Consider the following 24,128-nt stretch of genomic DNA (forward strand, 5'->3'; position numbering starts at 1 on the left):
GTTAAGCTGCTGGCAGCAGGTTCTCTTCCTCTTTTTTTGCTGAAGCCGGCGGAGCCGGGTTGTTTGGTCTTCTTCTCTCAGAGCGGCCGGCAGGCTGCTGTCTTTGAAGTTATTAATCTTTTAAAAAATAGTAGTAATAGCAGTAGGGGCACTGAATATGTGGATAAGCCCGATGACAATATAAAATCAAGCCTATCCACATGTGCATAGCTTGTGCATAGGCTTTGGAGCATTGGACGAGTTATTCACTTGTGAATAAGTTAGGCCGTTGTGTTTTTAATTTTCTCTGTAATGTTATTGATGATCTTAAACAATTCCTGATCGGTCTTCATCTGCTGCGAAATTTTCTCGTGGGCATGGATTACGGTTGTATGGTCGCGTCCGCCGAAGGCTTCCCCAATCTTAGGAAGGGAATAGTCGGTCAGCTCCCTTGATAAATACATAGCTATCTGCCGCGGGAAAGCAATCGCTTTGGTCCGTTTCCGCGCTTTGAAGTCCTCTAGCCTAAGGTTGTAATATTCGCCGACCTTCTGCTGGATATCCTGAATGGTGATCATCTTCGGCCGGCTGGACGGAATGATGTCCTTGAGCGCCTCGGCTGCCAGATGTGTGGTTACGTCCTGATTGATCAGCGAGGAATAAGCGACCACCCGGATCAGCGCGCCTTCAAGCTCGCGGATGTTCGTATCAATTTGATTGGCAATGTACATCATAGCTTCGTTCGGGATATCGAGGTTCTCCGCCCGCGCTTTCTTGCGCAGGATCGCAATCCGCGTCTCCAGATCAGGCGGCTGGATATCCGTGATCAAGCCCCATTCAAACCGGGATCTGAGCCGTTCTTCCAGCGTCGGAATCTCTTTCGGCGGCCGGTCACTGGAGATGATGATTTGTTTGCGTTCCTCGTGCAGCGCATTAAACGTATGGAAAAATTCCTCCTGCGTCGACTCTTTGCCCGCCAAAAACTGAATATCGTCGATCAGCAGAATATCGATGTTCCGGTATTTGTTCCGGAAGCTCTCCCCGCGGTTATCGCGGATCGCATTGATAAATTCGTTCGTAAACTTCTCGGAAGAGATATAGACGACTTTGCTGCTCGGCGAATGCTCCAGAATGTAGTGGCCGATCGCATGCATGAGATGCGTTTTGCCAAGTCCTACGCCGCCGTACAGAAATAAAGGATTGTAGGCCCGCGCGGGCGCTTCGGCTACAGCCAGGGAAGCGGCATGCGCAAAGCGGTTGCCTGAGCCGATAACGAACGTATCGAACGTATATTTCGGATTCAGCATGTTGGAGATCGGCTCTTCCGACACCACGACCTGCTGCACCTGCGGCTGAGGCGTGACTTGTTCGGCTTGTTTGTTCTCTTCAATTTCGAAGGTTACATCGACCTGTTTGCCCATGACTTCGTAAATTGTGGAAGCAACCAGCTTGGTGTACCGGCTCTCCAGCCACTCTACCGCAAAGGTGGTCGGCGCAGAAATCACGACGGAACGGTCGGTGATGGAAACGGGTTTGGTTGCTTTAAACCAGGTATCAAAGCTTGGTTTGCTCAGCTTGGTTTGGATAATAGATAGGATTTGCTGCCATAATTCAGAGGTATGGCTGTCCACAGACTGTCACTCCTTTATAACACTTACAATTGTGGCTTAAGCCATAAAACTGCTCCTTCACCGGAGCCGAAATCTTCGTTGGTTCCTGGGCCGAGAGGTCAAGACGTGGCGAAGATGGAGAGCGGAAACTGAAAAAACGAGTCGAAAAAACAGAAATAAAGGGGAAGTTTATCCCCAATAGTCGTGTTTATGAAATTAAGTGCGATGAGGATAAATTGAAATTGTTCACAATTTTATCCACAGGCTGTTGATAATCTTCGAGGGTTTAAAAGATATTCACACCGAAAAGCAATCTAATCATAGCAAAAGAAGGCTTATATTTCAATGAGTCGGCGGAATTTATCCACAAATTCAATAACTTGTGCATAAAAATCTTCCACACCACTACATATTGTTTATAATTTGTTCAGTTTTCGACATAAACCGAAAAATGCCAGCAAATCTTATGCACAATTTACGAAGAGCCTCCTCTTTTTGCAGATTTCAGTTATCCACTGCCGTTCACTGCCGCTTTCTGCTGTCGGTTTGTCATATGGGGCGAAAATACGCGTATAGTCCCTAAAAATTGGCCTAAAATTTTCCCGCTTCGCGGAAAAAAGGAAAGCCCGCAAGGCGTGCTTGTGCACGCCTTGCGGGCTTTCCAAAGATTAAAAACTATTAAAGATAGTTTAGCTGCAGATAGAAAGCTCTACAGACTTTACGTAGCTTACAGGGAGCCGTGCTTCCGCTGGAAATCGGCCAGATCGGCGTATTCATCCTCCAGCTTGCGGGAGAGGCGGATAAAGATCGGCAGCAGCTCTTTGTACAGGACGGCATGCCCCTTGTGAGGAACGTGCTGGTGCGTAGAGCCCACCATATCGGCTACAACGCGCAAGGAATCGACGCGTCCGGTCGCATACAAGCCGAGCACGACAGCGCCCAGGCAGGAGCTCTCGATGCTTTCAGGCACGGTTACAGGCTGATCGAAGATGTCAGCCATCATTTGACGCCATAGCTCGGAGCGGGCGAATCCGCCGGTGGCCATAATTTTTGTCGGTTGGCCAATTTGTTCCTCCATTGCCAGAAGCACGGTGTAAAGATTATAGATAACGCCCTCCAGGACGGCGCGGATCATATGCTCCTTCTGGTGGTGCAGGGTTAAGCCGAAGAAAGAGCCGCGGGCGTCCGGATTCCAGAGCGGAGCGCGCTCACCGGCCAAATAAGGGTGGAAGAGCAGACCTTCCGAACCAGGACGAACCCGTTCGGCAATTTTGGTCAGCACATCATAAGGGCTGATCCCGAGACGTTTGGCTGTTTCGACCTCGGAAGCGGCGAATTCATCCCGGGCCCAGCGGAAAATGACACCGCCGTTGTTGACAGGCCCGCCAATGACCCAAAGTTTGTCGGTCAGCGCATAACAAAAGATACGACCCTTAGGATCGATAACGGGGTGGTCCACAACGGTACGGATTGCGCCGCTGGTTCCAATCGTAACGGCGACTACGCCGGGGTCAATGGCATTGACGCCCAGGTTGGACAATACACCGTCTGTTGCTCCAACAATAAAGGAGGTGTCCGGCAGCAGCCCCATCTGTTCGGCATAAACAGGGGAGAGGCCTTTCATCTCATGGGTGGTCGGCACAGGTTTCGACAGGCGGTCAGCTGTGATGCCGGCTGTCTCCAGAGCGCCTTGGTCCCAATCCAGCTTCTCAAGCTCAAACAGGCCGGTGCAGGAGGCCATCGAATAATCGATCACATAGTCGCCGAACAATTTCAGAAATACATATTCCTTTATGGAAATAAATTTTGCGGCCTGAGCGAACATGTCCGGCTCTTCATGGCGCATCCAGAGAATTTTGGTGAGCGGAGACATCGGGTGGATCGGAGTGCCTGTTCTTAGAAAAATCTCATGCCCGCCCAGCTCGCGCTTGAGCTTGTCGGTCCAGCCGGCGCTGCGGTTGTCAGCCCAGGTCATGCCGCGCATCAGTGGACGGCCGGAGGCGTCCACCGGAATGACGCTGTGCATAGCGGAGCTGAAGGAAACAAATATCACCTGCTCCGGCGCTGCGCCGCTCTCCGTCATTACCCGGCGGATCGTTTCGATCACTGCCGACAGGATGTCTTCGGGATCCTGTTCGGCGATGTCGGCCGAGGGCGTATACAGCGGATATTCCACATGTGCCGTTGATAAAATAGAACCGTCCTGAAGAAACAGGACGGATTTGGTGCTGGTGGTGCCGATATCGACACCTATCATATATAAAGAATCTTTTTTAGCAATTAAAGAGGTCGAGTTCATGTTTAAAGCCTTCTTCCATTATTTTTACTGATGACAACTTGATTATAGAGTTAGAAAAGGCCGGACGGCCTTTAAACAAAGATGCTCAGAATAAGAATAAAGACAAGGGCGATTACGGACAGAAGCGTCTCCATCACGGTCCATGATTTGAGCGTCTGAGGCACGGACAGGTTGAAGAACTCCTTGATCATCCAGAAGCCGGCGTCATTGACATGGGACAGCACCAGTGAACCTGCTCCAGTCGCGAGGACGACCAGTTCGATGCTTGCGCCGGGTGTGGCGGCCAGAACGGGAGCGACAATGCCGGCAGCCGTGGTCATCGCTACGGTTGCGGAACCGGTTGCGACGCGGATCAAAGCAGCCACAAGCCATGCAAACAAAATAACATTAATATGGGCGTTTGTCGCCACATGGGCAATCGCTGTGCCTACACCGCTGTTAATAAGCACCTGCTTGAACGCGCCGCCGCCGCCGATAATCAGGATAATCGTTGCGGTAGGGGCCAGACATTCACTCGTAAATTTTGAAATTTGCTCTTTCGTGAACCCTCTTGCGAAGCCAAGCGTGAAATAAGCAAACACAACCGAAATCAACAGGGCGATAACCTCATGGCCGATAAATTCACAGAAGACGGTAAAGCCGCTTGTTGCATCGGGATCGGCGATATCGGCAATCGATCCGATCAGCATCAGGATGACGGGCATCAAAATCGTAAGCAAAGTGATGCCGAAGCCAGGCAAATTGGATATTTTTTTCTCGGAAAGCTGTTCAGCAAGTGAAGCCGGCGGCGCAGCCTGGATGCGTTTGCCGATGTATTTGCCGAACAAAGGCCCTGCAATAATGGCGGTTGGCAAACCGACAATCAAAGACAGCAGGATGGTTTTGCCCAGATTAGCCTGGTAAGCATCAATGGCGATCATAGGCGCCGGATGCGGCGGAACCAGACCGTGTACGGTAGACAAGCCGGCCAAAATAGGAATCCCGATTTGCAGCAGGGACATTTTGGTTTTGCGGGCAACGGTAAAGACGATAGGAATCAACAGGATAACGCCGACTTCAAAAAAGACCGGGATGCCGACGATAAAACCAACGATCATCATCGCCCAGTGGACTTTCTTCTCGCCAAACCGGTCGATCAGTGTAGTGGCAATACGCTCCGCGCCGCCGGATTCGGCCATCATTTTACCAAGAATAGTACCGAGGCCGATAACGATCGCTATGGTTCCCAGCGTGCCGCCGAGACCGCTTGTCACGGAGGTAATCACATCGGCCGCTTTCATGCCGGACACCAGTCCAAGCAGCAGGGCGGAGATGAGCAGGGTTACAAATGGATTCCATTTGAATTTGGAGATCATGATGATCAGGAACGCGATCGCGAGAACCGTCCAGACCAGCAAAGTGGTATCGTGGCTTAAGCCAAATAAAGATTGCATGATTGGTACCCCCATGGAAAATATATATAACGCTTACAATTAACCGTGTTTCGGTTATTCTCCCACATTCAGCGAGAATTATGAGATCAATCAGTATACTTGTATACAATTTAGAGCGCAGAGACGCCGGGGGTGGTTTGCCCAACGTTTCTTTGGTGGATTCAAGAAGAAGGAGGAAGGCTTCGGCGCAGCGTATTGCGCGAATCGGCAAAATATTCTTCCACTTCCCGCTGAATCCGCGCTGGATCTTTCGATTTCAGACCGTTAATCAATTTACGGTGTTTGTTTATTACTCGGGAAATATTGTCTTCCCCACGGGAAAAAACTTCTTCAGTTGTAATAAGCATTACCGTCATGACGACGTGGCGGATGCTGTTCCAGAGATGAAAGATCCGGGTATGATCAGCTTCGCGAATGATCGTCTCGTGAAAAGTAAGATCCTGAAAAGCAAATTCCACGATATCCTCGTGTTTGGCAGCCAGCTCCATTCGGTCAATGACCCTATTCAGCCGTTCAATGAGAGTATCTGTAGGATTGTCCGCAAGCCGCTGCTGGGCAAAGCTTTCAATTAAGTATCGGACGTCATAAAGTTCGTCCCGGTCTTTAGGCTGGAGGCCGATGACGGCGGCGCCCATACGTTCAAGCCGGATCAAGCCTTCCGCCGACAAGGTCCGCATGGCTTCCCGAACCGGGGAGCGACTGGTTCCAAAATCAGCTGCAATTCGGTTCTCCGAAAGGACCTCGCCTGGTTTGATGGTGCCGTTGATGATCTGCAGTCTCAGTTCGCTGGCAACAGCCTCGCCGAGAGAGGTTCCCTGCAGCCATTCAGCAGGATAACGCATGTCTTTCTCTCCATTCCGTTCAATATATGTAGTGAAAAGTTCACCATTGATCATAACATGAATGGAGGCGTATCCATAATAAATACATTGCCGATAACGGCAGAGGATACAAGAAAAAGCCTCTGTTTATCTCAAACAAACATCATCTCCTTTTACTGTATACTTGTATACAATATTTAAAATCTAAGCTATATTCTACTCCTTGCCAACTAGCCTGTAAAGTTGAATTGTAAGCGCATTATATTTGATGCAGGAAGTAGAGGCTTGAGGAAGGACAGAAAGGGATACCCTGAGAATACCCGGAATCAAAGAACAAGAAACCGAGTTAAATCAATTATCCACATGTGGATAATTGATAATTGGCACCAAAGAGATCTATTTCTGTGGATATTGATCTGCGGGTCAAAGGCAGGTTTAAGTTGACTTTGGGCCTGATTCGTGCTTAAATGGTAAAAGGCTTTTTCTGCGAAGAGATATAAGCGGAGAAAATACGAATTAGCATAAGGATATCCTGTGAGGGGGTGCAAATAGATGAAACCTACTTTCAAACCGAACGTGAGCAAACGCAAAAAGGTTCATGGTTTCCGTAAAAGAATGAGCACAAAAAACGGCCGCAAGGTGTTGGCTGCTCGTCGTCTTAAAGGCAGAAAAGTTCTTAGTGCGTAATGCGTACGTAAAGACCACTACGGTGGTCTTTTTTTCCATTAAAGCTTTTAAGCGTTTACGTCTAGTTTACGTCTATAAGTAATCCGGGGTCCCCGCAAAGTACCTGATTGGGCTTCGGTGCTTGGCCCCACTTTGTGGGGTTATTTTGCGTAAATAAGTATCGGCCGGGTTTCCGGATTGTCAATTACGTTTGAGGGTTACAATGCCGTGAAATCCGGAGATAATGAAGACACAGGAGCAGCAAATCCTTTGTCTTCCTTATAGATCGCAACAAACAGCAAGGAGTAAAGCCGTGCATAAAAAGCTGCGTTTACGCAACAGGGCCGATTTCGGCCGGGTATATCGGAATGGAAAGTCTTTTGCCAACCGTCAGCTAGTCGTGTATTGGTCCCGCAGACCCGAGGTCGAGCAGTTTCGGCTTGGGATATCGGTAAGCAAAAAGATCGGCAACGCCGTAGTTCGCAACCGGATGCGAAGACTAATCAAAGAAATTGTTCGTTTAAACCAGGACAAGCTGATCAGCCAGGTCGATATTATTTTTATCGTCCGTAAAGGGGCTACGGAAATGGGTTATGCCGAGCTGGAGAAAAGCGTGCTGCACGCCTTCCGGAAAGCGGGTTTGCTCAAGGCCACCAAATGAGGCGGGCTTGTTTTCTTTGCGTACCTGAATATGGTATGATTTATCTTGATGGAAGTGGCTAAGAGAGGGGTTATGAAGTGTCTTTACTGAAGACTAAAAAGAGCAGATGGATTCTGCTTGTTCTGGCTATCGGATTGATTGCTGTGCTCGCAGGCTGCGGGAACACGGCGGCATCACAAACAACAACAGAAGACCTGAGGAACGGTAACTTCTGGAATGCAAATGTAGTCTATTGGTTCTCGCTCACTTTGGACAGCTTTGCCAACTGGTTTGGAGGCGAATACGGCCTTGCCATCCTGGTGATGGTGATCATCGTCCGGACGATTATTCTGCCGCTGACGCTTAAGCAGGTTAGAAGCTCGAAAGCGATGCAAGCCTTGCAGCCTGAGCTCAATAAGCTTAAAGAGAAGTACAAGGATAATCCGCAGCAGCAGCAGCAGGAAACGATGAAGCTTTTCCAGGAGCATAAAGTAAATCCTATGGCAGGGTGTTTCCCGCTGATTATTCAAATGCCGGTATTTATCGCGCTCTATAATTCGATTATTCATAACTCGGCGATCAGTCAGCATTCTTTCTTGTGGCTGGAGCTGGGTAAACCGGATCATCTCTTTATTCTGCCTTTGCTGGCCGCGGCAACGACGTTCATTCAAACGAAAATGATGTCCAGCATGAATCCGTCCAGTGTAGCGGGACCTATGCAGTTTATGATGTTTATATATCCGGTTCTGATTTTCTTTATGGCTTACAATTTCCCATCCGCTTTGCCTTTGTATTGGTTCTACAGCAACCTGTACACGATTATTCAGAATTATATCTTGTACCGGAAGCCGGCAGCTGCCGTTGCCTCTGTTGCGGCGGATACGACGCCAAGCAAGGGAAGTTCGAAGAAAGGCGGCTCCAACTTAAAAGCCGGTACTCCGAACCGGAGCGCCAAGGAGGCTAAAAAGTCCAAATGAACAAGGTCGTGACGTCGGGAAAGACCATTGAAGATGCTGTGAAACAAGGATTGGCCATGCTCGGGGTAACCGAGGACCAAGTAGCCGTAACTGTATTGGAGCAGCCATCAAGAGGTTTTCTGGGTCTGATCGGAGTCAAACCCGCGAAGGTGGCTGTGTCGCTGCTGAACGAAGAACATCCGGAATCAGAACCCCCGAGAAAGGAAACATCGGCTGAGTCTGTGCTGTCTGAATCGTCAACCGTTCAGGAAGCCGTGGGACAAGACCGTGATCCTTACGAGGCGGCGGCGTCATTTCTGCGTGAAGTTGGCGAAAGTATGGGGCTTGAGATTGAAGTTGAAATCAGGAAACACCGTGACGGGATGCTGCTGGCGATATCCGGCAGCAATCTCGGTTTGCTGATCGGGCGCAGAGGGCAAACGCTTGATGCGCTGCAGTATTTGGCCAACATTGTGGCCAACCGCTATTCTTCTAATTTTGTACGTCTGATTGTAGATGCCGAGAATTTCCGCCAGCGCCGCAAGAAGACGCTGGAGGAGCTCGCAGAACGTCTAGCCGAGCGGGTCGTGCGGACAGGCAAGGAGGTTGTTCTTGAACCTATGCCTTCCCAGGAACGCAAGGCCATTCATGCCAAGCTGCAAAATCATCCTGAGGTAAAGACACTCAGCAAAGGCGATGAACCGAATCGCCGGGTAGTCATAACACCTAGATATAAATAAATAAACCGTTCAAATCCAATGACGTGAGGCTCCGGCTAACGTCATTGTTTTTTAATCTTCATAGCTGAAATGATCCTTCCCGGGTCCCTGCAAAGTCTTTGGATATATGCCTCACGGAGGCTGGCTTTGTGGGGGCGTTTTGCATTCCTGTGAAGGATCGGCGGCTTGCTATTCCACAATTCAATGAAATGGGGCATTCGCAAAATGTTGAGTGATACAATCGCCGCGATTTCAACCGCCGTAGGCGAAGGCGGGATTGCGGTTATCCGGGTCAGCGGACCCGATGCCGTTCCCGAGGTTGCCAAACTGCTGCGGTCGCGGGTGAATTTGACGGAAGCTGAAACGCATACGGTTCATTACGGTTTTATTATAGATCCCCAGACAGGGGAGAAAACGGAAGAAGTGCTCGTAACGGTGATGCGGGCGCCGCGTTCCTTTACGATGGAAGATGTGGTGGAGATCAGCACACACGGCGGAGTTATCTCCGTCAAACGGGTGATGGATTTGCTGCTGCAGCAGCCAAATATCCGGTTGGCCGAGCCTGGCGAGTTCACCAAGCGGGCTTTCTTGAACGGGCGGATCGACTTGTCGCAGGCCGAGGCGGTTATTGATTTGATTCGATCCAAATCCGATCGGGCTTTCTCCATGGCTTTGAAGCAGGTAGAGGGACATCTTTCCCGGGAAATAAAAGACATGCGGTATACGCTGGTGGAGACGTTAGCCCATATTGAGGTGAACATTGATTATCCGGAACATGATGTAGAGTCGATGACCAGTGAATTTATTAAGGAACGCTGCAATAAAGTCATTGCCCAGATCGACCGGCTGCTGAAGACGGCCAATGAAGGGAAGATTCTGAGGGAAGGGATTACGACGGCGATTGTCGGGCGTCCGAATGTCGGCAAATCGTCTTTGATGAATGCGTTAACCCGTGAAAACAAAGCGATCGTCACCGATATCCCGGGAACAACCCGAGATGTGATCGAGGAGTTTGTGACGATCAACAATATTCCGCTGAAGCTGCTCGATACGGCAGGCATCCGTGAAACGCTGGACGTTGTTGAGAAGATCGGTGTGGAGCGCTCGAAAGCGGCGGTGGAGGAAGCGGACCTGATTCTGCTTGTGCTGAACGGCGCGGAGCCGCTGCATGAGGATGAGCTCGCTTTAATAGAAGGAATCCGTCAGCGTCAGGTGCTGGTTCTGATCAACAAGACGGATCTGCCGCAGCAGCTCGATCGCAGCAAGCTGCACGAATTCTTCGAAGAGGGACAAATCGTAGAGCTGTCGGTCAAGACGAGGGAGGGACTGGAGCGGCTTGAGGACGCGATCAGCGGGTTATTTTTCGGCGGGAAGCTGGAGTCCGGAGATTTGACTTATGTCAGCAATGTGAGACATATCGCGCTGCTGAAGAAGGCTAAACAGTCGCTGCGTGACGCTTATGAGGCATCGGACAGCGGGATACCGATCGACATTATGCAGATTGATGTACGGCTGGCCTGGGAGCAGCTGGGCGAAGTGATCGGCGATTCGGCGCCGGATGCGCTGCTGGATCAAATTTTCTCGCAATTTTGCCTCGGGAAATAACTGAAAATTGCAGGAAATACGTTTACCGGACGGTTCTTCATGGTATCATGGTAGAGTCGTAAAAATTTTAAACGTCTTGTCTGAACAGGACAGCTAATGCGCTGGCTGCCGGGCAATCTTTTTAGCAAGCATGCAGGAGAGAGTCTTCTGCCTTTATAGATGTTAGATAACGAAAATTAGAGGAGGTACAGTTATGGGCTACACAGCAGGAAACTACGACGTCATTGTTGTCGGCGCCGGCCATGCCGGCGTTGAAGCGGCGCTTGCTTCGGCACGTATGGGCTGCAGCACGCTGATGGTGACGATTAACCTGGATATGATTGCATTTATGCCTTGCAACCCGTCAATTGGCGGACCGGCCAAAGGTCATGTCGTGCGCGAAATTGATGCGCTTGGCGGGGAGATGGGACGCAATATCGATAAAACGTTTATTCAAATGCGGATGCTGAACACGGGGAAAGGGCCGGCCGTTCACGCTTTGCGTGCGCAAGCCGACAAGTTCCTGTACCAGCAAACGATGAAAGAAACGATGGAGAAGGAACCGAACCTGACGATGCGTCAAGGAATGGTGGAGAAGCTGATTGTGGAGAACGGCGAATGTGTAGGCGTCATTACGAAGACGGGCGCCGAATACCGCGCCAAATCGGTGGTTCTCACGACGGGAACTTATCTGCGCGGCAAAATCATTATGGGCGAACTGATGTACGAAAGCGGCCCCAACAATCAACAGCCATCCGTCGGCCTTGCCCTTCATTTGAAGGAGCTTGGTTTTGATCTGGTTCGTTTTAAAACGGGTACGCCGCCGCGCGTCCACAAGGATACGATTGATTTCTCCCAAACGGAAATTCAGCCTGGCGACGAGAAGCCGAAATTCTTTTCCTATGAAACGAAAAGTTCGGACAACGAACAATTGCCTTGCTGGCTGACTTACACTTCGATCGAAACGCATGAAATTATCAATGAGAACCTGCATCGTGCGCCTATGTTCTCGGGAGTTATCGAAGGAACGGGGCCGCGTTACTGCCCGTCGATTGAAGACAAAATTGTGCGGTTTAGCGACAAACCGAAACATCAGATTTTCTTGGAGCCGGAAGGCAAAAACACATCGGAGTATTACGTACAAGGTTTGTCAACAAGTATGCCAGAGGATGTACAGCTTCGCATTCTTCGTTCCATTCCGGGGCTGCAAAAGGTTGAAATGATGCGTACGGGTTACGCCATTGAATACGATGCGATGGTGCCGACCCAATTGTGGCCATCCCTGGAAACGAAACGGCTGCCGGGCTTGTTCACGGCTGGACAAATCAACGGAACCTCTGGTTATGAAGAAGCGGCGGGTCAAGGCATTATGGCCGGCATTAATGCGGCCCGCAAAGTTCAAGGCAAAGATCCGGTAGTGTTAAATCGTTCCGAAGGATATATCGGCGTGTTGATTGACGATCTGGTAACGAAAGGGACTAACGAACCTTACCGTCTGCTGACCTCGCGTGCGGAATACCGTTTGCTGCTCCGTCATGACAATGCGGACCTGCGTTTGACGCCAATCGGCCATGAGATCGGGTTGATCTCCGAGGAACGGTATAACCAATTTTTGAATAAAAAAGCTAAGGTAGAAGCGGAAATTGAACGTCTTCGTGTTACTAAAGTGAAACCCTCTGAAGTCAACCCGCTGCTGGAAGGCATCGGATCGGCTCCAATTCAGGATGGCAGCAATCTGCTGAACATTTTGCGCCGTCCAGAGGTTACCTATGACTTGGTTCATAGCCTTAATCCTTCTGACGTTGAACTGGATGAAGAAATGAAGGAACAGGTTGAAATTCAAGTGAAATATGCCGGTTACATCGAGAAGCAGCTCGTCCATGTGGAACGTCTGCAGAAGATGGAGAAGAAAAAAATTCCGGAGCAAATTGAATACGAAGAGATTCAAGGCCTAGCGATCGAAGCTCGTCAAAAGCTGGCCAAAATCCGTCCGATCTCAATCGGCCAGGCTTCACGGATTTCCGGTGTAACACCTGCTGATATTTCGATTCTGCTCGTTTATTTGGAGCATTTCAACCGGGTAACGGCAGCGACTGCATCGAGAGAGGGGTAAGTGCCGGAGATGGATCAAGTCCAAGCCCAGTTCACCGGCTTGCTGGAAGAGAAGGGCATTACGCTGAACGAAGAACAGCTTGATCAGTTTGAAGCGTATTACCGCGAGCTGGTCAGCTGGAACGAGAAGATGAATTTGACCGGGATTACGGAACGTGAAGAGGTGTATATCAAACATTTTTACGACTCGTTGTCTCTGGCTTTCTATGTAGATATGAACAAAGTCGGTTCTCTGGCCGATATCGGTTCGGGGGCCGGCTTTCCGGGCCTTCCGCTAAAGATTGTTTTCCCTCATTTGCAGCTGACGATCGTCGATTCTTTGAACAAAAGGATTACATTCCTGCAGCATGTCGCCGATGAACTGAAGCTGAAGCAGGTCAAGCTGGTGCATGGACGCGCCGAAGATATTGCCCGCCAGCCCGGCTTCCGTGACAGCTATGATCTTGTCACTGCTCGCGCGGTGGCGCGGATGGCCGTGCTGAATGAATTTTGCCTGCCTTTCGTGAAGGTTGGGGGCATGTTCGCGGCGATGAAAGGGACGGATCCAAACGAAGAAGTGAAGGAAGCGGGACGCAGCTTTAAGGAACTTAAAGGCAAGGTTAAACAATCTTTCCAATTCGAACTGCCCGTATCCGACTCAAGCCGGCATATCATCCTGGTAGATAAAGTGCAGGCTACACCTGGAAAATATCCACGCAAAGCGGGGACGCCGCTCAAGGCACCGCTGGTGTAAAGGAACAAGAGAAAGACACGTTCGTGTTACGCGGGGTGGGATGGAGCTATGGGGTTAGCGAATTGCAGATGCGAATTCAGATGATGATTTATAAAAGGGGGCCCTCGGGCGCCTTTTTTTGTGGGAATTCCACAGGCAAAGGCTGTTGAAGACTCTGAATAAAATGAATTTTTAGGGTTGTGTGAATAGGAGGGAACCAGTGCGGGCGGGGCCTAGGCTAACTCAGGAGAGCTAAGAAAAGGCAAGGGACACGGAATTCTTTTTGACAATCACCTAATTAGTTCCACTATGTGGGAATATTTCCTTTTGTTCCACGTGAAACATTAGGAATGTAAAATTCAAAATACGTGATGGAATAGAATAGGATTATAGAGAAAAAAGTGGTAGAATAGAGGTATCCCGTAACCACTTTTCTTGCGTCTTTAAGAGATGCTTTTTTACATATGGAGAAAAGAACGGGTCTCATTGATGTCCCGACATACGTCGTAAAGGTGTTTTAGGGAAATCATAAAGGACAACCTTTATGAAACTATGAAACTAGGTGGTAATCTGCGGAATGAAAGAACAATTTTCTAAATTGTTTGGTTTGACTGAGCGAAGCGCTGGGGATGAGGTTAAGCAAATTCCGGTTGATGAGATTGTTGGAAGTCCTTATCAGCCACGTACCATTTTTGACGATGAGAAGATCGAGGAATTGTGCCAGACGATCAAAACTCATGGTGTCATCCAACCTATTGTGGTTCGCTTTCGCAACAATACGTATGAAATTATAGCTGGAGAGCGCCGCTGGAGAGCTGTCAAGAAGTTAGGTTTGGAGACGATCCCGGCGATTATTCGTGATTTTAATGATTCGCAGGCGGCTTCAATAGCGCTGATTGAGAATCTGCAAAGAGAAGGGCTCACTTCGATTGAAGAAGCCGTGGCTTATCAGAACTTGATTGACCTGCATCAATTGACGCAGGAGAGTCTGGCCCAGCGTTTGGGAAAAAGCCAATCCACCATCGCGAACAAAATTCGTTTGCTTCAGCTTCCTGAAATCGTGAAAAATGCCTTAATGGAACGGAAGATTACGGAGCGTCATGCACGTGCGTTATTGTCCTTGGACACGGAAGAATTGCAGCAAAAGGTTTTGGAAGAAATTATTTCGAAGGAACTGAATGTGAAACAAACCGAAGCAAGAATTGCTTTCTATAAAGAAGTTGCGAAAACTAAAAAGAAGAAACGGATTTCTTTTACGAAGGATGTCCGTTTGGCCTTGAATACGATTCGTCAATCCATCGATATGGTCAATGACTCGGGCTTGGAGATTAAGACTTCGGAAACCGATCATGAAGATCATTATGAGATCGTGATACAAATTCCAAAACGCTAATCAGTATGGAATGGTGATCCAGGAGCGGCAGAGGAGGCCGCTTTTTGCGTCTTTTTGTAGGAATTAGCAGCCCATGATCAACTTCCGAGCTACAAGAAGATTTCTAAGAATATTGAGGTGAACAGGTTGTCTAAAACTATTGCCATAGCAAATCAGAAGGGCGGGGTTGGAAAAACAACGACTTCCGTCAATTTAGGTGCTGGTCTTGCTTTAATCGGTAAAAAAGTGCTGCTGGTCGATATTGATCCGCAGGGAAATACAACAAGCGGTGTAGGCATAAATAAGGCAGATGTTCCCAATTGTATTTATGATGTGCTGATCAATGAAATCCATCCTAGAGAAGCTATTACACCTACGCAAGTGGAAGGATTGGATGTGATTGCAGCCACCATTCAACTGGCAGGTGCCGAAATTGAATTGGTTCCTACGATCTCCCGCGAGGTTCGGTTAAAGAAAGCCTTGCAGCTTGTAAAAAATGACTATGATTACATTCTGATTGATTGCCCTCCGTCTCTGGGCATTTTAACTTTGAATTCTCTGACGGCTGCCGACTCCGTTCTGATTCCGATCCAATGTGAGTTTTATGCACTGGAGGGACTCAGCCAATTGCTTAATACCGTTCGGTTGGTGCAAAAACATTTGAATACTTCGCTTGAAATCGAAGGTGTCTTGTTAACTATGTTTGATGCCCGTACGAATCTTGGTATTCAGGTGATTGAAGAAGTGAAAAAATATTTTCAACAGAAGGTCTACAAAACGGTTATTCCACGCAATGTCCGCTTGAGCGAAGCGCCTTCGCATGGACAAACGATTATGACTTATGATCCCCGTTCTAAAGGAGCAGAGGTTTATTTAGAGTTAGCAAAGGAAGTGGTCTCTTATGAGTAAACGCCTTGGTAAAGGACTTGACGCTCTAATTCCTTCGCTATCCGTTAATGAAGACGATAAAGTGGTGGAAATTGCATTAAAGCAGCTTCGTGCGAACCCTTACCAGCCAAGAAAATCGTTTGATGAAGAAGCCATTAAAGAGCTGGCCGAGTCAATCCGTCAGCATGGCGTCATTCAGCCGATCATCGTTCGGAGTGTTCTTAAAGGCTATGAGATTATTGCCGGGGAACGCCGTTTCCGTGCTTCTCAATACTGTGGAAAAGAAACCATTCCTGCAGTTGTGCGGAACTTCACGGACCAGCAAGTGATGGAAATTGCTCTTATCGAGAATCTCCAGCGTGAGAACTTAAATGCGATGGAGGTTGCAGTAGCGTATCAGGGACTTATGGATCAATTCCAATTGACACAGGAAGAATTATCCATGAAGGTGGGCAAATCCAGATCTCACATTGCTAACTTCCTCCGCTTATTATCTTTGCCGGAAGAGGTCAAGGATTATGTTTCACGTGGAACATTATCTATGGGCCATGCAAGAGCATTGGTCGGACTAAAACATCCGGAGATGATCAAGCAGCTTGCTGAACAGTGTATCGAAGGGGAATGGAGTGTCCGCCAACTGGAGGATGCGGTGCAGCAGCTCGATCGGAAGGGGAAAGAAAAGCCTAAGCCGGTTCAAAAGAAACGGGACCCCTATATTGAGGAAGTGGAAGAGGTTCTTCGTGATCGCTATAAAACAACTGTAAAAATTAAAGCCAGTAAAGATAAAGGCAAAATTGAAATCAATTATTACAGTCAACAGGATCTGCAGCGTTTACTCGATTTGCTCCAATAAGTCGATGATGACATATCTGTCTTGATTCCGAGATAGATGTGTCTTCTTGTTTATCGGAACTTTGCTCTGAAATGATTTAATTAACAGTGAAGGGATTAAGCCAGTTAGGGACCGCCAAAAGCAGCTGTTCCGAGGAATCATCTAATTAAGCTGAATACAAATAGAGATGAGAGCAAACGAAAGAAACCGAAGCAAAGAGGAGAGCAGGGAGGGATCACTTCTGGAACCGAAGGAAAGGATATATTTGGATTATGCAGCCACCTCTTGGCCCAAACCTCAAACGGTAATCGATGCCATGATGGATTCCGTAACGTTGATGGCGGGAAGTCCGGGACGTGGTACTCACGGCATGTCCCTGCAGGCTGGCAGGGTGATGAATAAGGCCAGATTAACTTTATCCAAGCTTCTAGGATTTGGAAATCCAAATGATGTTGCTTTTGCTCAGAATGCCACGATGGCCCTAAATTTGGCCATTAAAGGACTGCTTCAGCCTGGGGATCATGTGATCACCACCATGCTGGAACATAATTCGGTAAGGCGGCCGCTTGAGTTCCTGAAACGAACCCAAGGAATAGAAGTCGATTATGTACCTGTGACCATGTCCGGGCGGATTAATATGGAAGCTGTTAAAAAGCTGTTCCGCGCCCATACTAAACTGGTTATTGCTACCCATAGTTCCAATTTGCTTGGCTGCATTTTGCCCGTTGAAGAGCTTGCTCAATTGGCACATGAGCATGGAGCACTGATGCTCGTGGATGGTGCCCAGTCGGTTGGCAATTTGCCGCTTCATGTTGAGCGGATGGGGATCGATATGCTGGCATTCCCCGGGCATAAAGGGCTGCTTGGTCCGCAAGGGACAGGCGGACTTTATATTCACCCGGAGGTGCAGCTAGAGCCGCAAATGCACGGAGGAACGGGCAGTCAATCCGAGGAGCCGGAGCAGCCGAATATCCGGCCTGACCGTTATGAAGCGGGCACACCAAATGTTCCAGGCATTGCCGGAATGGCAGCCGGCGCAGAGGCAATATTAAATATTGGCGTGGAACAAATTTACAAACATGAATGGTCGCTGACCCAAACGATCGTGGAGAATTTGCAGAAGCTGAGCGGGGTGAAATTGTTAGGTCCCGCCTTAGGAGAGCCGCGGACTGGGATCGTATCCTTTATTTTGGAGAATCAGGATCCCGCTCAAACGGCATTCCAGCTGGATCGGAAATATGGGATTGCGGTTCGGGCTGGCTATCATTGTACCCCGCTGGGACATAGCCAATCTCAAACGACGGAGACGGGAGCAGTAAGGGTTAGTGTTGGTTATAGCACGCAAGAGCATGAGGTTGAAACGCTGATCCGGGCGGTTGCAGAGCTGTCCAGAGGCTGATTAAATAAAGAAAGTATGGAATGAAGCTAGAGTCGATAGAAGCTGGATTATTCATTCATCATGAACTTCGGCAATTAAAAGGAGAAGAACATTCACATGCAGGAATTGAACGATCTCATTTCAGATCAGCTGTTTGCTCTGGTTGGGGCTCTGGCTGTATTGGTGTTGTGGCTGCTGGTTTGGAATTTTGTCCAAGGGGCAAAGCTCAGAAAGATGCGCAGGAAATATGAGCTGATGATGAAGGGAACCGGCGTTGAAGATTTGGAAAGCTTGCTGCTGAATCTGAAGATACAGCTGGATGAGGTGGAGGAGGAACATGGGAAACAGCAGCGGCAACTGCAGCTTCTCGAATCCATTATCCCTAAGCAGAAAGCAAAAATAGGCATAAAGCGCTACAACGCTTATGCCGAAACCGGAAGCGACCTGAGCTTCTCCATTGCAATCATCAATGAAATGAAGGATGGAGTAGTGCTGACAGGATTGTTTAACCGGGATGGGTCTTATGTATACGCCAAACCGCTTAAACAAGGTGAATCCACCTATTTGTTGTCATCGGAAGAGCGGGAGGCCATTATTCTGGCTGAGCAAGAGGGCTAAAGCTGCTGCGTCTCCATTCTTTAATCGCGGAGTAAAGACTGCTTGCAATAATATCAGATAGACGCATCACGAGGCTAAGCCTAGTATTTTGAAGAACAAAGTATTCCATAAAGCCGCCGACATTGACGATGCCAGTCAGATGGATATCGCCAACCGGCGGTAATTCTTTATTTACGCCAGCTCCTGGCCGAAGAGGACCCTCCACAATTTGAATGCAGCCAACACTGGAGGATTGTCCCAGACAGGCATCAATGCCGATGATGAATGGGTGTTCATAGGTTTGGTTAATGAGAGTTAATGTATCCTGCAGGTTCATAGCATGAACCGGCTGCTCAAGAGTTCCGTACAAATGAAACAGCGTAGGGTCAAGCTTGGAAAGGGCGGACCCTACCAGAGGTCCCAGGCAGTCTCCTGTGGAACGATCAGTCCCGATACAGACAACAACAATTGGACGGTGATAAGCCATTTGCTTAAAATGGAGCAGAAGGCGATGAATAAGTGCAGAATGAACTCCCGGTTCCGTATGGGAGATTTTTAAGTATGGGGTGGCCTGTACACCGGAAATGGATTCCAATTGGGACATAGAGGCTTCTCTCCTTATTTTGAGATAAAATATATGCAGCAGCAGCTGTGTGACGGAATTGGAAAAAATGGATGGAAGCGGAAAGTCGGTAGAAGCAAAGCGAGCTTGACCGATCCTAGAGTATAGGACAACGTTGTAGTAGTCAGTATATGGAAAACGGGAGATTTTTATACTTCAATACAAGAAGAGATTTAGGAGGATCCGTATGGAGGATTGGCTGGTCATGGCATTTGATTCCACACAGCAGGCACTTCGTTCTGAAACGCTGATGGAATATTTAGAATTTGAATTTGATCTATTCCCGACGCCCAAGTCGATTACGGCAGGCTGTGCGCTGTCTATTCAATTTCCGCCCGAGCTGCTGGAGCGAGTCGTCCATATGATCCGGGAGGAGAAAGTAGAAATCAGGGGCATCTACAAACTCGAGGACGAGGTTTATCAAGAAATACAACTAGAGGAGGTTTGATCCGATGAACCGGTTTCTGGTAGGAGAGGTCAACGATGCACAAGAAGTAATCGAAGCGGCTACAACCTGGAAGGATAAGGTCTGGGATAAACTAACCGATACGGCGATGTGGGAGAACATCTTGTTCTCCGGTATCCGGATCGCGATTATTCTGGTGATTACCCGGTTATTTGTCCGGCTGATCTATAAGATAATTGACAACTCCCTGGAGCGAAGGGAGAAAAGTCGGTTAACCGTGAATCCGCGGAGATTTGTAACCGTTGGCGAGCTTCTTAAAAATGTAACGACAATCGTTAGCAATTTCATTATGATTATGCTTATATTAGGGGAGATAGGCGTTAACCTTGGACCCCTGATTGCAGGAGCCGGTGTTGTGGGACTTGCGATCGGCTTTGGCGCACAGAGTCTGGTGAAGGATGTCATTACGGGATTTTTTGTGATCTTTGAAGATCAGTTTGCGGTTGGCGACGTTGTTCAAATTGCCGGGGTCAAAGGAACGGTTGAGATGATTGGCCTCCGGTCCACCCGGCTGATCAGCTGGACGGGAGAGGTGCAGATTATTCCGAACGGCATGATTACGACCGTCACCAACTATTCGATCAATAACTCGCTGGCTTTGGTGGATCTGCCATTCAGCAACACCAGAAAGCTTGATGAAGCATTAGATTTACTGAAGGATGCCATGGCCCAGCTTAAAGAAGACAATGCGCTGGTGACGGAAATTCCTCATGTCGTTGGTGTCCAATCCTTGACCACAAGCGAATATGTAGTGAGGATTACAGCAGAATGCCAGCCGGGGATTCGCGCCGACTTAGAGCGTCAGATCAAGGCCTATGCAAAAGAAGCCCTTGAGCGGGAGGAAGCGAGACTGGCAGCCCGGGAGCAAGCGGGCGGGGGAGCATAATCAGACAGACCGTGTAACCAGAGGGTTTGGGTTCAATCAGGCGAACCGGCAGTGAAGATATAAATAGAGGGGGAGCAGGTATGGAACGGAAATCCTTTCAGCTTGGCGACATCGTACAAATGAAGAAAAACCATCCTTGCGGAAGCAACGAAATGGAAATCATTCGCATGGGCATGGATATTCGCATTAAATGTGTAGGCTGTAAGCACAGCGTGCTGATTCCCAGAGCCAAGTTCGAGAAAAATATGAAAAAGGTTATCCGTCCGGCAGCACCTGCCGAGCCAGAATGAAGGACGGCAGGGAAAACGGCGAATAACCGTGATTGACTTTTTTTGCATAGGTAGTCTTGCAAGATGCCTACAAGCATGGTACAATCATATATGCTGCGGAAAGGTACCCAAGAGGTCATAAGGGGACTGACTCGAAATCAGTTAGGCGTCGCAAGGCGTGCGAGGGTTCGAATCCCTCTCTTTCCGCCACCATAGTTAATCTGCTTACGAGCAGGATATAATTACCTCACTTTACTGAAACGAGACCTTCTACGTGATGAACGTAGAGGGTCTTTTTGCGTTATGGTTTATTTATTACGACAACAGACAATAGATAACAGATAACAGGACATAAGCAATTAGGTAAAAGAGCTATATACAGTTCAAATGACAAAATATAATTATTGTCATTTGAATGTTGATATGTTATATTAGGATCACAATAAGGTAATGACAAACCAATAAGTTTATCTCACCAGTAGAGAAAGGAAGATTATAATGACAACATTAACGGGTAAAGTAGCGATTGTTACAGGATCATCGAGAGGAATTGGCCGCCAAATTGCAGATCAGCTGGCAGGCTTAGGAGCCAAGGTAGTGATTAACTACTCCAGCAATCCGGAGAAAGCAGAGGAAGCGGTGGCCCAGATTAAACAGAAGGGCGGGGAGGCCGTAGCAGTTCAGGCAAATCTCGCCGTGTTCAGTGAAATCGAGAAGCTGTTCCAGGAAACGATTAATGCTTACGGCAAAGTGGATATTTTGGTTAACAACGCAGGTCTGATGATTACGAAACCGCTGGCGGAAATGACGGAGGCGGACTTTGACAAGCAGTTTGGCGTCAATGTCAAAGGTACTTATTTTGCAATCCAGCAGGCGATGAAATATATGTCCGATTACGGCCGGATTATCAATATCTCTACTTCGGTTGTTGGTCAAATGTTCCCGGGATACAGTGTGTATGCCGGTACCAAAGGGGCGGTAGAGCAGTTCACCCGCCAGCTGGCCAAAGAATTTGGTCCTAAGCAAATTACGATTAATGCCGTTGCGCCTGGACCGGTTAATACCGAGCTGTTTAACGTAGGCAAGACGGAACAGCAAATTGAAGGTATTAAGAAAATGAACGCGTTCGGACGCCTCGGCGAACCGGAGGACATTGCCAATGTCATTGAATTTCTGGTTAGCGAGAAATCGCAATGGGTGACTGGACAAACGCTGCGTGTGAACGGCGGTTTTATTTAAGATCAAAGCAGAAATAGAAATAGAAAGAGGTCTGTTCCCCTAGGAGCAGGCCTCTTTCTATTTTCCTTTTGCTGGGCTTCTATATTAAATGATCCCTTACCTTAATAGCGCTCCAGAACCAGATTGGTTTTAAGCGAATCCGCGTGCACCAGCCAGCCTTGGCTGTCCAGCAGGCTCATCAGCTGGGTGCGGTTAGCTGCCGCTATCGAATAGCTGTCTGTTTTGAACGAAATTTCAATCAAATTTTCCATGCCTGCTCCATCGGCAGTGCGAATCGGCCATACCTCAATGTCTGTGTCCAGGCCGTTAAATTCGCCGCTGTATTTGCTGACTTCAATCGGTCCGTGGGCACGGGATTTCTTCAGCGTATCTTTGCCCCACCCGCTTGAATGGGTCTTCTCCAGCTTGCCGGGGATGTTATCGACCAGGATGTCCAGTGCCTCATGCTCCGAAGGCAGCGACAGGCCGGCCGGGGCGGACTGGTCTTTATCGTTCGAGAAGCTCAGCGTCTGCTTGCCGTAACCCCAGTCGATTTCCGCTTTATAGTTGTCGTCCGAGGAATCGAACCCGGCTTTGTTGGCGGCGGTAAGGGCGGCTTCAATGTCCCCGTTGGTGATCGAAAAACGTTTCTTATAGGTAAGCTCGTATTTTTTCTTATCCTCTTTTTTCCGGAATCTTACATTCCAGCCCGAGTCATTCAGATCCAGTCCATCCGTATCAAAATATTCGACCAGCTGTCTGGCCGCAGGTTCGTTAATGCCAAAAGTATGGGTTACCGAGCTTTGCAGGGAGCCGTCACTGTTCAGCACTTGATTAGCATCCAGCAAGAACTTTACTTCATAGGACGGGACAGCGTTGGATGCGGCCCGGGCCTCCTGGGTTCCACTCCAGCCTGTCAGCAGGACTGCGGCCGTTAACGTAAGAGCAGTGATGGATTTGGCGATTTTGACATGAAAATTCATATCGTCACTCCTTTAAAATGGTTTGAAATCCTTACAGGCTTCACTTTAAAGGGGGTGTATCAATAGGGTGTCAAAGCAGCTCAACAGGCCGGTAAAAAAATGGAATAAATTCTTGAGGCCCCCCAAGATTTATTATTGGACAAGCTTCAGGCATTCTATCAAATGCTCGGTAAATTTGCTCAGCAGAGCAGAACGGTGGCGATTCTTATTGGTGGCCATATAGATATGGCGTTTAAATTCATTCCCCGGAATCTCTCTCATCTCCAGCAGCCCCTGCTTCAATTCCGCCTCTACAGCCATTCTGGAGACGAAAGAGACGTGCTCCCCAAGAATAACAGCTTGCTTAATCGCCTCCAGCGAATCGAACTCCAGGTAGGAGGGAAGGCGGCGGCGATTGCCTTCCAGCCACCTCTCCGTAAGACGGCGGGTGCTCGACTCCGCGCCGTGGAGTACAAAGGAGGAGGAGGCGATCTGCTCGGCGGTAGGCTGGGGATCTGCAGCTAATATATGGTTCGGAGAGAAGATCAGCACAAGATCATCTTCGCAGATCGTCTCGGTCTGCAGCTCGGGCGACATAAAAGGTTCGGTCGAGATAATGCCCAGGTCGATGCTGTGTTTCTCCAGCATGTCGCGGATCGCCGGGGCAGTTTTGACGGACAAAGAGATATGGATGCCTGGGTACTTAGTGGAGAAGCGATGCAGCACCTCCGGCAGAAGATAAGTCGCAGGCACGTAACTGGCCCCGATGCGCAGGCTGCCTTTGCGTAGAGCATCAAACTCCGTGACGGCCCGCTGGGCTTCAGCGGCGAGAGCACCGATCTTGACGGCGTAATGATGCAGGGCGTATCCTGCGTCGGTCAAAATGATCTTGCCCATACGGGTATCGAACAATTTGACGCCGAAGTCCCGCTCCATATTTTTCATATGAAAGGTTACGGTTGGCTGCTTCAGCTCGAGGATTTCAGCGACTGTTGTAATTTTATGATGCTTCTCCAGCAGCTCTACGATACGAAGTTTCAATAGATTCAAATTCATCATTTCCATAGACTCACCTCTTGTCCCTTCTGGACGGACGTTTAAAAACAT

General features: G+C 48.7%; 23 protein-coding genes and 1 tRNA gene. 17 read left to right on the forward strand and 7 right to left on the reverse strand.

Translation table 11 applies throughout. The features are described 5' to 3' along the window. Positions 1-260: 260 nt before the first annotated feature. The 4 genes from dnaA to AWM70_RS19055 form a co-directional block, all read right to left on the reverse strand. Positions 261-1,610, reverse strand: a complete 1,350-nt coding sequence (dnaA, locus tag AWM70_RS19040) for a chromosomal replication initiator protein DnaA (protein WP_068699048.1) — start codon at positions 1,608-1,610, stop codon at positions 261-263. Positions 1,611-2,316: 706 nt separating this feature from the next. Next, on the reverse strand, positions 2,317-3,888 hold the full coding sequence (gntK, locus tag AWM70_RS19045; protein WP_068699050.1) for a gluconokinase: 1,572 nt from the start codon (positions 3,886-3,888) through the stop codon (positions 2,317-2,319). Positions 3,889-3,959: 71 nt separating this feature from the next. Further along, on the reverse strand, positions 3,960-5,321 hold the full coding sequence (locus tag AWM70_RS19050; RefSeq protein WP_068699052.1) for a GntP family permease: 1,362 nt from the start codon (positions 5,319-5,321) through the stop codon (positions 3,960-3,962). Between the two features lie 161 nt (positions 5,322-5,482). Further along, positions 5,483-6,163 (reverse strand): GntR family transcriptional regulator, encoded by a 681-nt coding sequence (locus AWM70_RS19055; RefSeq protein ID WP_068699054.1) that lies wholly within the window; start codon positions 6,161-6,163, stop codon positions 5,483-5,485. Between the two features lie 531 nt (positions 6,164-6,694). On the opposite strand from AWM70_RS19055, the gene rpmH reads away from it, so the two are divergent. From rpmH to AWM70_RS19115, 12 genes are all read left to right on the forward strand, one after another. Next, positions 6,695-6,829, forward strand: a complete 135-nt coding sequence (gene rpmH / locus AWM70_RS19060; protein WP_009223341.1) for a 50S ribosomal protein L34 — start codon at positions 6,695-6,697, stop codon at positions 6,827-6,829. 292 nt (positions 6,830-7,121) lie between these two features. Further along, entirely contained in the window at positions 7,122-7,469 is a 348-nt protein-coding gene (gene rnpA, locus AWM70_RS19065; RefSeq protein WP_068699056.1) for a ribonuclease P protein component, read from the forward strand. A gap of 77 nt (positions 7,470-7,546) precedes the next feature. Beyond that, a complete protein-coding gene (locus tag AWM70_RS19070) occupies positions 7,547-8,425 on the forward strand; it encodes a YidC/Oxa1 family membrane protein insertase (RefSeq protein ID WP_068699058.1) in 879 nt (292 codons plus the stop codon). Next, entirely contained in the window at positions 8,422-9,144 is a 723-nt protein-coding gene (gene jag / locus AWM70_RS19075) for an RNA-binding cell elongation regulator Jag/EloR (protein ID WP_068699060.1), read from the forward strand. Before AWM70_RS19070 ends, jag begins: the two co-directional genes overlap by 4 nt. 204 nt (positions 9,145-9,348) lie before the next feature. Beyond that, positions 9,349-10,728: a tRNA uridine-5-carboxymethylaminomethyl(34) synthesis GTPase MnmE gene (mnmE, locus tag AWM70_RS19080; RefSeq protein ID WP_068700854.1), complete on the forward strand. Its 1,380-nt coding sequence runs from the start codon at positions 9,349-9,351 to the stop codon at positions 10,726-10,728. A gap of 193 nt (positions 10,729-10,921) precedes the next feature. Beyond that, entirely contained in the window at positions 10,922-12,820 is a 1,899-nt protein-coding gene (gene mnmG / locus AWM70_RS19085; RefSeq protein ID WP_068699062.1) for a tRNA uridine-5-carboxymethylaminomethyl(34) synthesis enzyme MnmG, read from the forward strand. A 9-nt stretch (positions 12,821-12,829) separates the two neighbouring features. After that, positions 12,830-13,552, forward strand: a complete 723-nt coding sequence (rsmG, locus tag AWM70_RS19090) for a 16S rRNA (guanine(527)-N(7))-methyltransferase RsmG (protein ID WP_068699064.1) — start codon at positions 12,830-12,832, stop codon at positions 13,550-13,552. A gap of 556 nt (positions 13,553-14,108) precedes the next feature. Then, positions 14,109-14,924 (forward strand): nucleoid occlusion protein, encoded by an 816-nt coding sequence (gene noc, locus AWM70_RS19095; protein ID WP_068699066.1) that lies wholly within the window; start codon positions 14,109-14,111, stop codon positions 14,922-14,924. Positions 14,925-15,050: 126 nt separating this feature from the next. Further along, positions 15,051-15,812, forward strand: coding sequence for a ParA family protein (locus AWM70_RS19100; protein ID WP_068699068.1), 762 nt, complete (start codon positions 15,051-15,053; stop codon positions 15,810-15,812). Continuing rightward, positions 15,805-16,644, forward strand: coding sequence for a ParB/RepB/Spo0J family partition protein (locus AWM70_RS19105; RefSeq protein WP_068699070.1), 840 nt, complete (start codon positions 15,805-15,807; stop codon positions 16,642-16,644). Before AWM70_RS19100 ends, AWM70_RS19105 begins: the two co-directional genes overlap by 8 nt. Positions 16,645-16,810: 166 nt before the next feature. Next, entirely contained in the window at positions 16,811-18,022 is a 1,212-nt protein-coding gene (locus tag AWM70_RS19110; protein ID WP_083180429.1) for an aminotransferase class V-fold PLP-dependent enzyme, read from the forward strand. Between the two features lie 96 nt (positions 18,023-18,118). Beyond that, the gene (locus AWM70_RS19115; RefSeq protein WP_068699071.1) at positions 18,119-18,619 is read left to right on the forward strand and encodes a DUF4446 family protein; all 501 of its coding nucleotides are present in this window, start codon (positions 18,119-18,121) and stop codon (positions 18,617-18,619) included. Here the strand turns inward: AWM70_RS19115 and yyaC are convergent. Next, the gene (gene yyaC / locus AWM70_RS19120) at positions 18,594-19,202 is read right to left on the reverse strand and encodes a spore protease YyaC (RefSeq protein ID WP_068699073.1); all 609 of its coding nucleotides are present in this window, start codon (positions 19,200-19,202) and stop codon (positions 18,594-18,596) included. The genes AWM70_RS19115 and yyaC overlap by 26 nt on opposite strands. Before the next feature lie 205 nt (positions 19,203-19,407). Here yyaC and AWM70_RS19125 point away from each other — a divergent pair, with 205 nt between their 5' ends. From AWM70_RS19125 to AWM70_RS19145, 5 genes are all read left to right on the forward strand, one after another. Then, entirely contained in the window at positions 19,408-19,668 is a 261-nt protein-coding gene (locus AWM70_RS19125) for a putative Se/S carrier protein (RefSeq protein WP_068699075.1), read from the forward strand. 4 nt (positions 19,669-19,672) lie between these two features. Next, a complete protein-coding gene (locus tag AWM70_RS19130; RefSeq protein ID WP_068699078.1) occupies positions 19,673-20,572 on the forward strand; it encodes a mechanosensitive ion channel family protein in 900 nt (299 codons plus the stop codon). A gap of 80 nt (positions 20,573-20,652) precedes the next feature. Continuing rightward, entirely contained in the window at positions 20,653-20,862 is a 210-nt protein-coding gene (locus AWM70_RS19135; protein ID WP_068699080.1) for a DUF951 domain-containing protein, read from the forward strand. A 97-nt stretch (positions 20,863-20,959) separates the two neighbouring features. Beyond that, positions 20,960-21,051 (forward strand) — tRNA-Ser (locus AWM70_RS19140). Between the two features lie 288 nt (positions 21,052-21,339). Beyond that, positions 21,340-22,080: an SDR family oxidoreductase gene (locus AWM70_RS19145; RefSeq protein ID WP_068699081.1), complete on the forward strand. Its 741-nt coding sequence runs from the start codon at positions 21,340-21,342 to the stop codon at positions 22,078-22,080. A gap of 101 nt (positions 22,081-22,181) precedes the next feature. On the opposite strand, the gene AWM70_RS19150 is transcribed toward AWM70_RS19145, so the two are convergent. Both AWM70_RS19150 and AWM70_RS19155 read right to left on the reverse strand, forming a co-directional pair. Continuing rightward, complete coding sequence (locus AWM70_RS19150) at positions 22,182-23,042, reverse strand: CYTH domain-containing protein (protein WP_068699083.1); 861 nt, start codon at positions 23,040-23,042, stop codon at positions 22,182-22,184. A gap of 132 nt (positions 23,043-23,174) precedes the next feature. Beyond that, positions 23,175-24,077, reverse strand: a complete 903-nt coding sequence (locus tag AWM70_RS19155; protein WP_068700857.1) for a LysR substrate-binding domain-containing protein — start codon at positions 24,075-24,077, stop codon at positions 23,175-23,177. Positions 24,078-24,128: the final 51 nt, after the last annotated feature.

It is taken from the genome of Paenibacillus yonginensis (assembly GCF_001685395.1).
Lineage (GTDB): Bacteria > Bacillota > Bacilli > Paenibacillales > Paenibacillaceae > Fontibacillus > Fontibacillus yonginensis.

Coding starts and splice junctions, on each gene's coding strand:
- gntK (WP_068699050.1), bottom strand. CDS start 3,888: ATGAACTCGACCTCTTTAATTGCTAAAAAAGATTCTTTATATATGATA.
- AWM70_RS19050 (WP_068699052.1), bottom strand. CDS start 5,321: ATGCAATCTTTATTTGGCTTAAGCCACGATACCACTTTGCTGGTCTGG.
- AWM70_RS19055 (WP_068699054.1), bottom strand. CDS start 6,163: ATGCGTTATCCTGCTGAATGGCTGCAGGGAACCTCTCTCGGCGAGGCT.
- rpmH (WP_009223341.1), top strand. CDS start 6,695: ATGAAACCTACTTTCAAACCGAACGTGAGCAAACGCAAAAAGGTTCAT.
- jag (WP_068699060.1), top strand. CDS start 8,422: ATGAACAAGGTCGTGACGTCGGGAAAGACCATTGAAGATGCTGTGAAA.
- mnmE (WP_068700854.1), top strand. CDS start 9,349: ATGTTGAGTGATACAATCGCCGCGATTTCAACCGCCGTAGGCGAAGGC.
- mnmG (WP_068699062.1), top strand. CDS start 10,922: ATGGGCTACACAGCAGGAAACTACGACGTCATTGTTGTCGGCGCCGGC.
- rsmG (WP_068699064.1), top strand. CDS start 12,830: ATGGATCAAGTCCAAGCCCAGTTCACCGGCTTGCTGGAAGAGAAGGGC.
- noc (WP_068699066.1), top strand. CDS start 14,109: ATGAAAGAACAATTTTCTAAATTGTTTGGTTTGACTGAGCGAAGCGCT.
- AWM70_RS19105 (WP_068699070.1), top strand. CDS start 15,805: ATGAGTAAACGCCTTGGTAAAGGACTTGACGCTCTAATTCCTTCGCTA.
- AWM70_RS19110 (WP_083180429.1), top strand. CDS start 16,811: ATGAGAGCAAACGAAAGAAACCGAAGCAAAGAGGAGAGCAGGGAGGGA.
- AWM70_RS19115 (WP_068699071.1), top strand. CDS start 18,119: ATGCAGGAATTGAACGATCTCATTTCAGATCAGCTGTTTGCTCTGGTT.
- yyaC (WP_068699073.1), bottom strand. CDS start 19,202: ATGTCCCAATTGGAATCCATTTCCGGTGTACAGGCCACCCCATACTTA.
- AWM70_RS19125 (WP_068699075.1), top strand. CDS start 19,408: ATGGAGGATTGGCTGGTCATGGCATTTGATTCCACACAGCAGGCACTT.
- AWM70_RS19130 (WP_068699078.1), top strand. CDS start 19,673: ATGAACCGGTTTCTGGTAGGAGAGGTCAACGATGCACAAGAAGTAATC.
- AWM70_RS19135 (WP_068699080.1), top strand. CDS start 20,653: ATGGAACGGAAATCCTTTCAGCTTGGCGACATCGTACAAATGAAGAAA.
- AWM70_RS19145 (WP_068699081.1), top strand. CDS start 21,340: ATGACAACATTAACGGGTAAAGTAGCGATTGTTACAGGATCATCGAGA.
- AWM70_RS19150 (WP_068699083.1), bottom strand. CDS start 23,042: ATGAATTTTCATGTCAAAATCGCCAAATCCATCACTGCTCTTACGTTA.
- AWM70_RS19155 (WP_068700857.1), bottom strand. CDS start 24,077: ATGAATTTGAATCTATTGAAACTTCGTATCGTAGAGCTGCTGGAGAAG.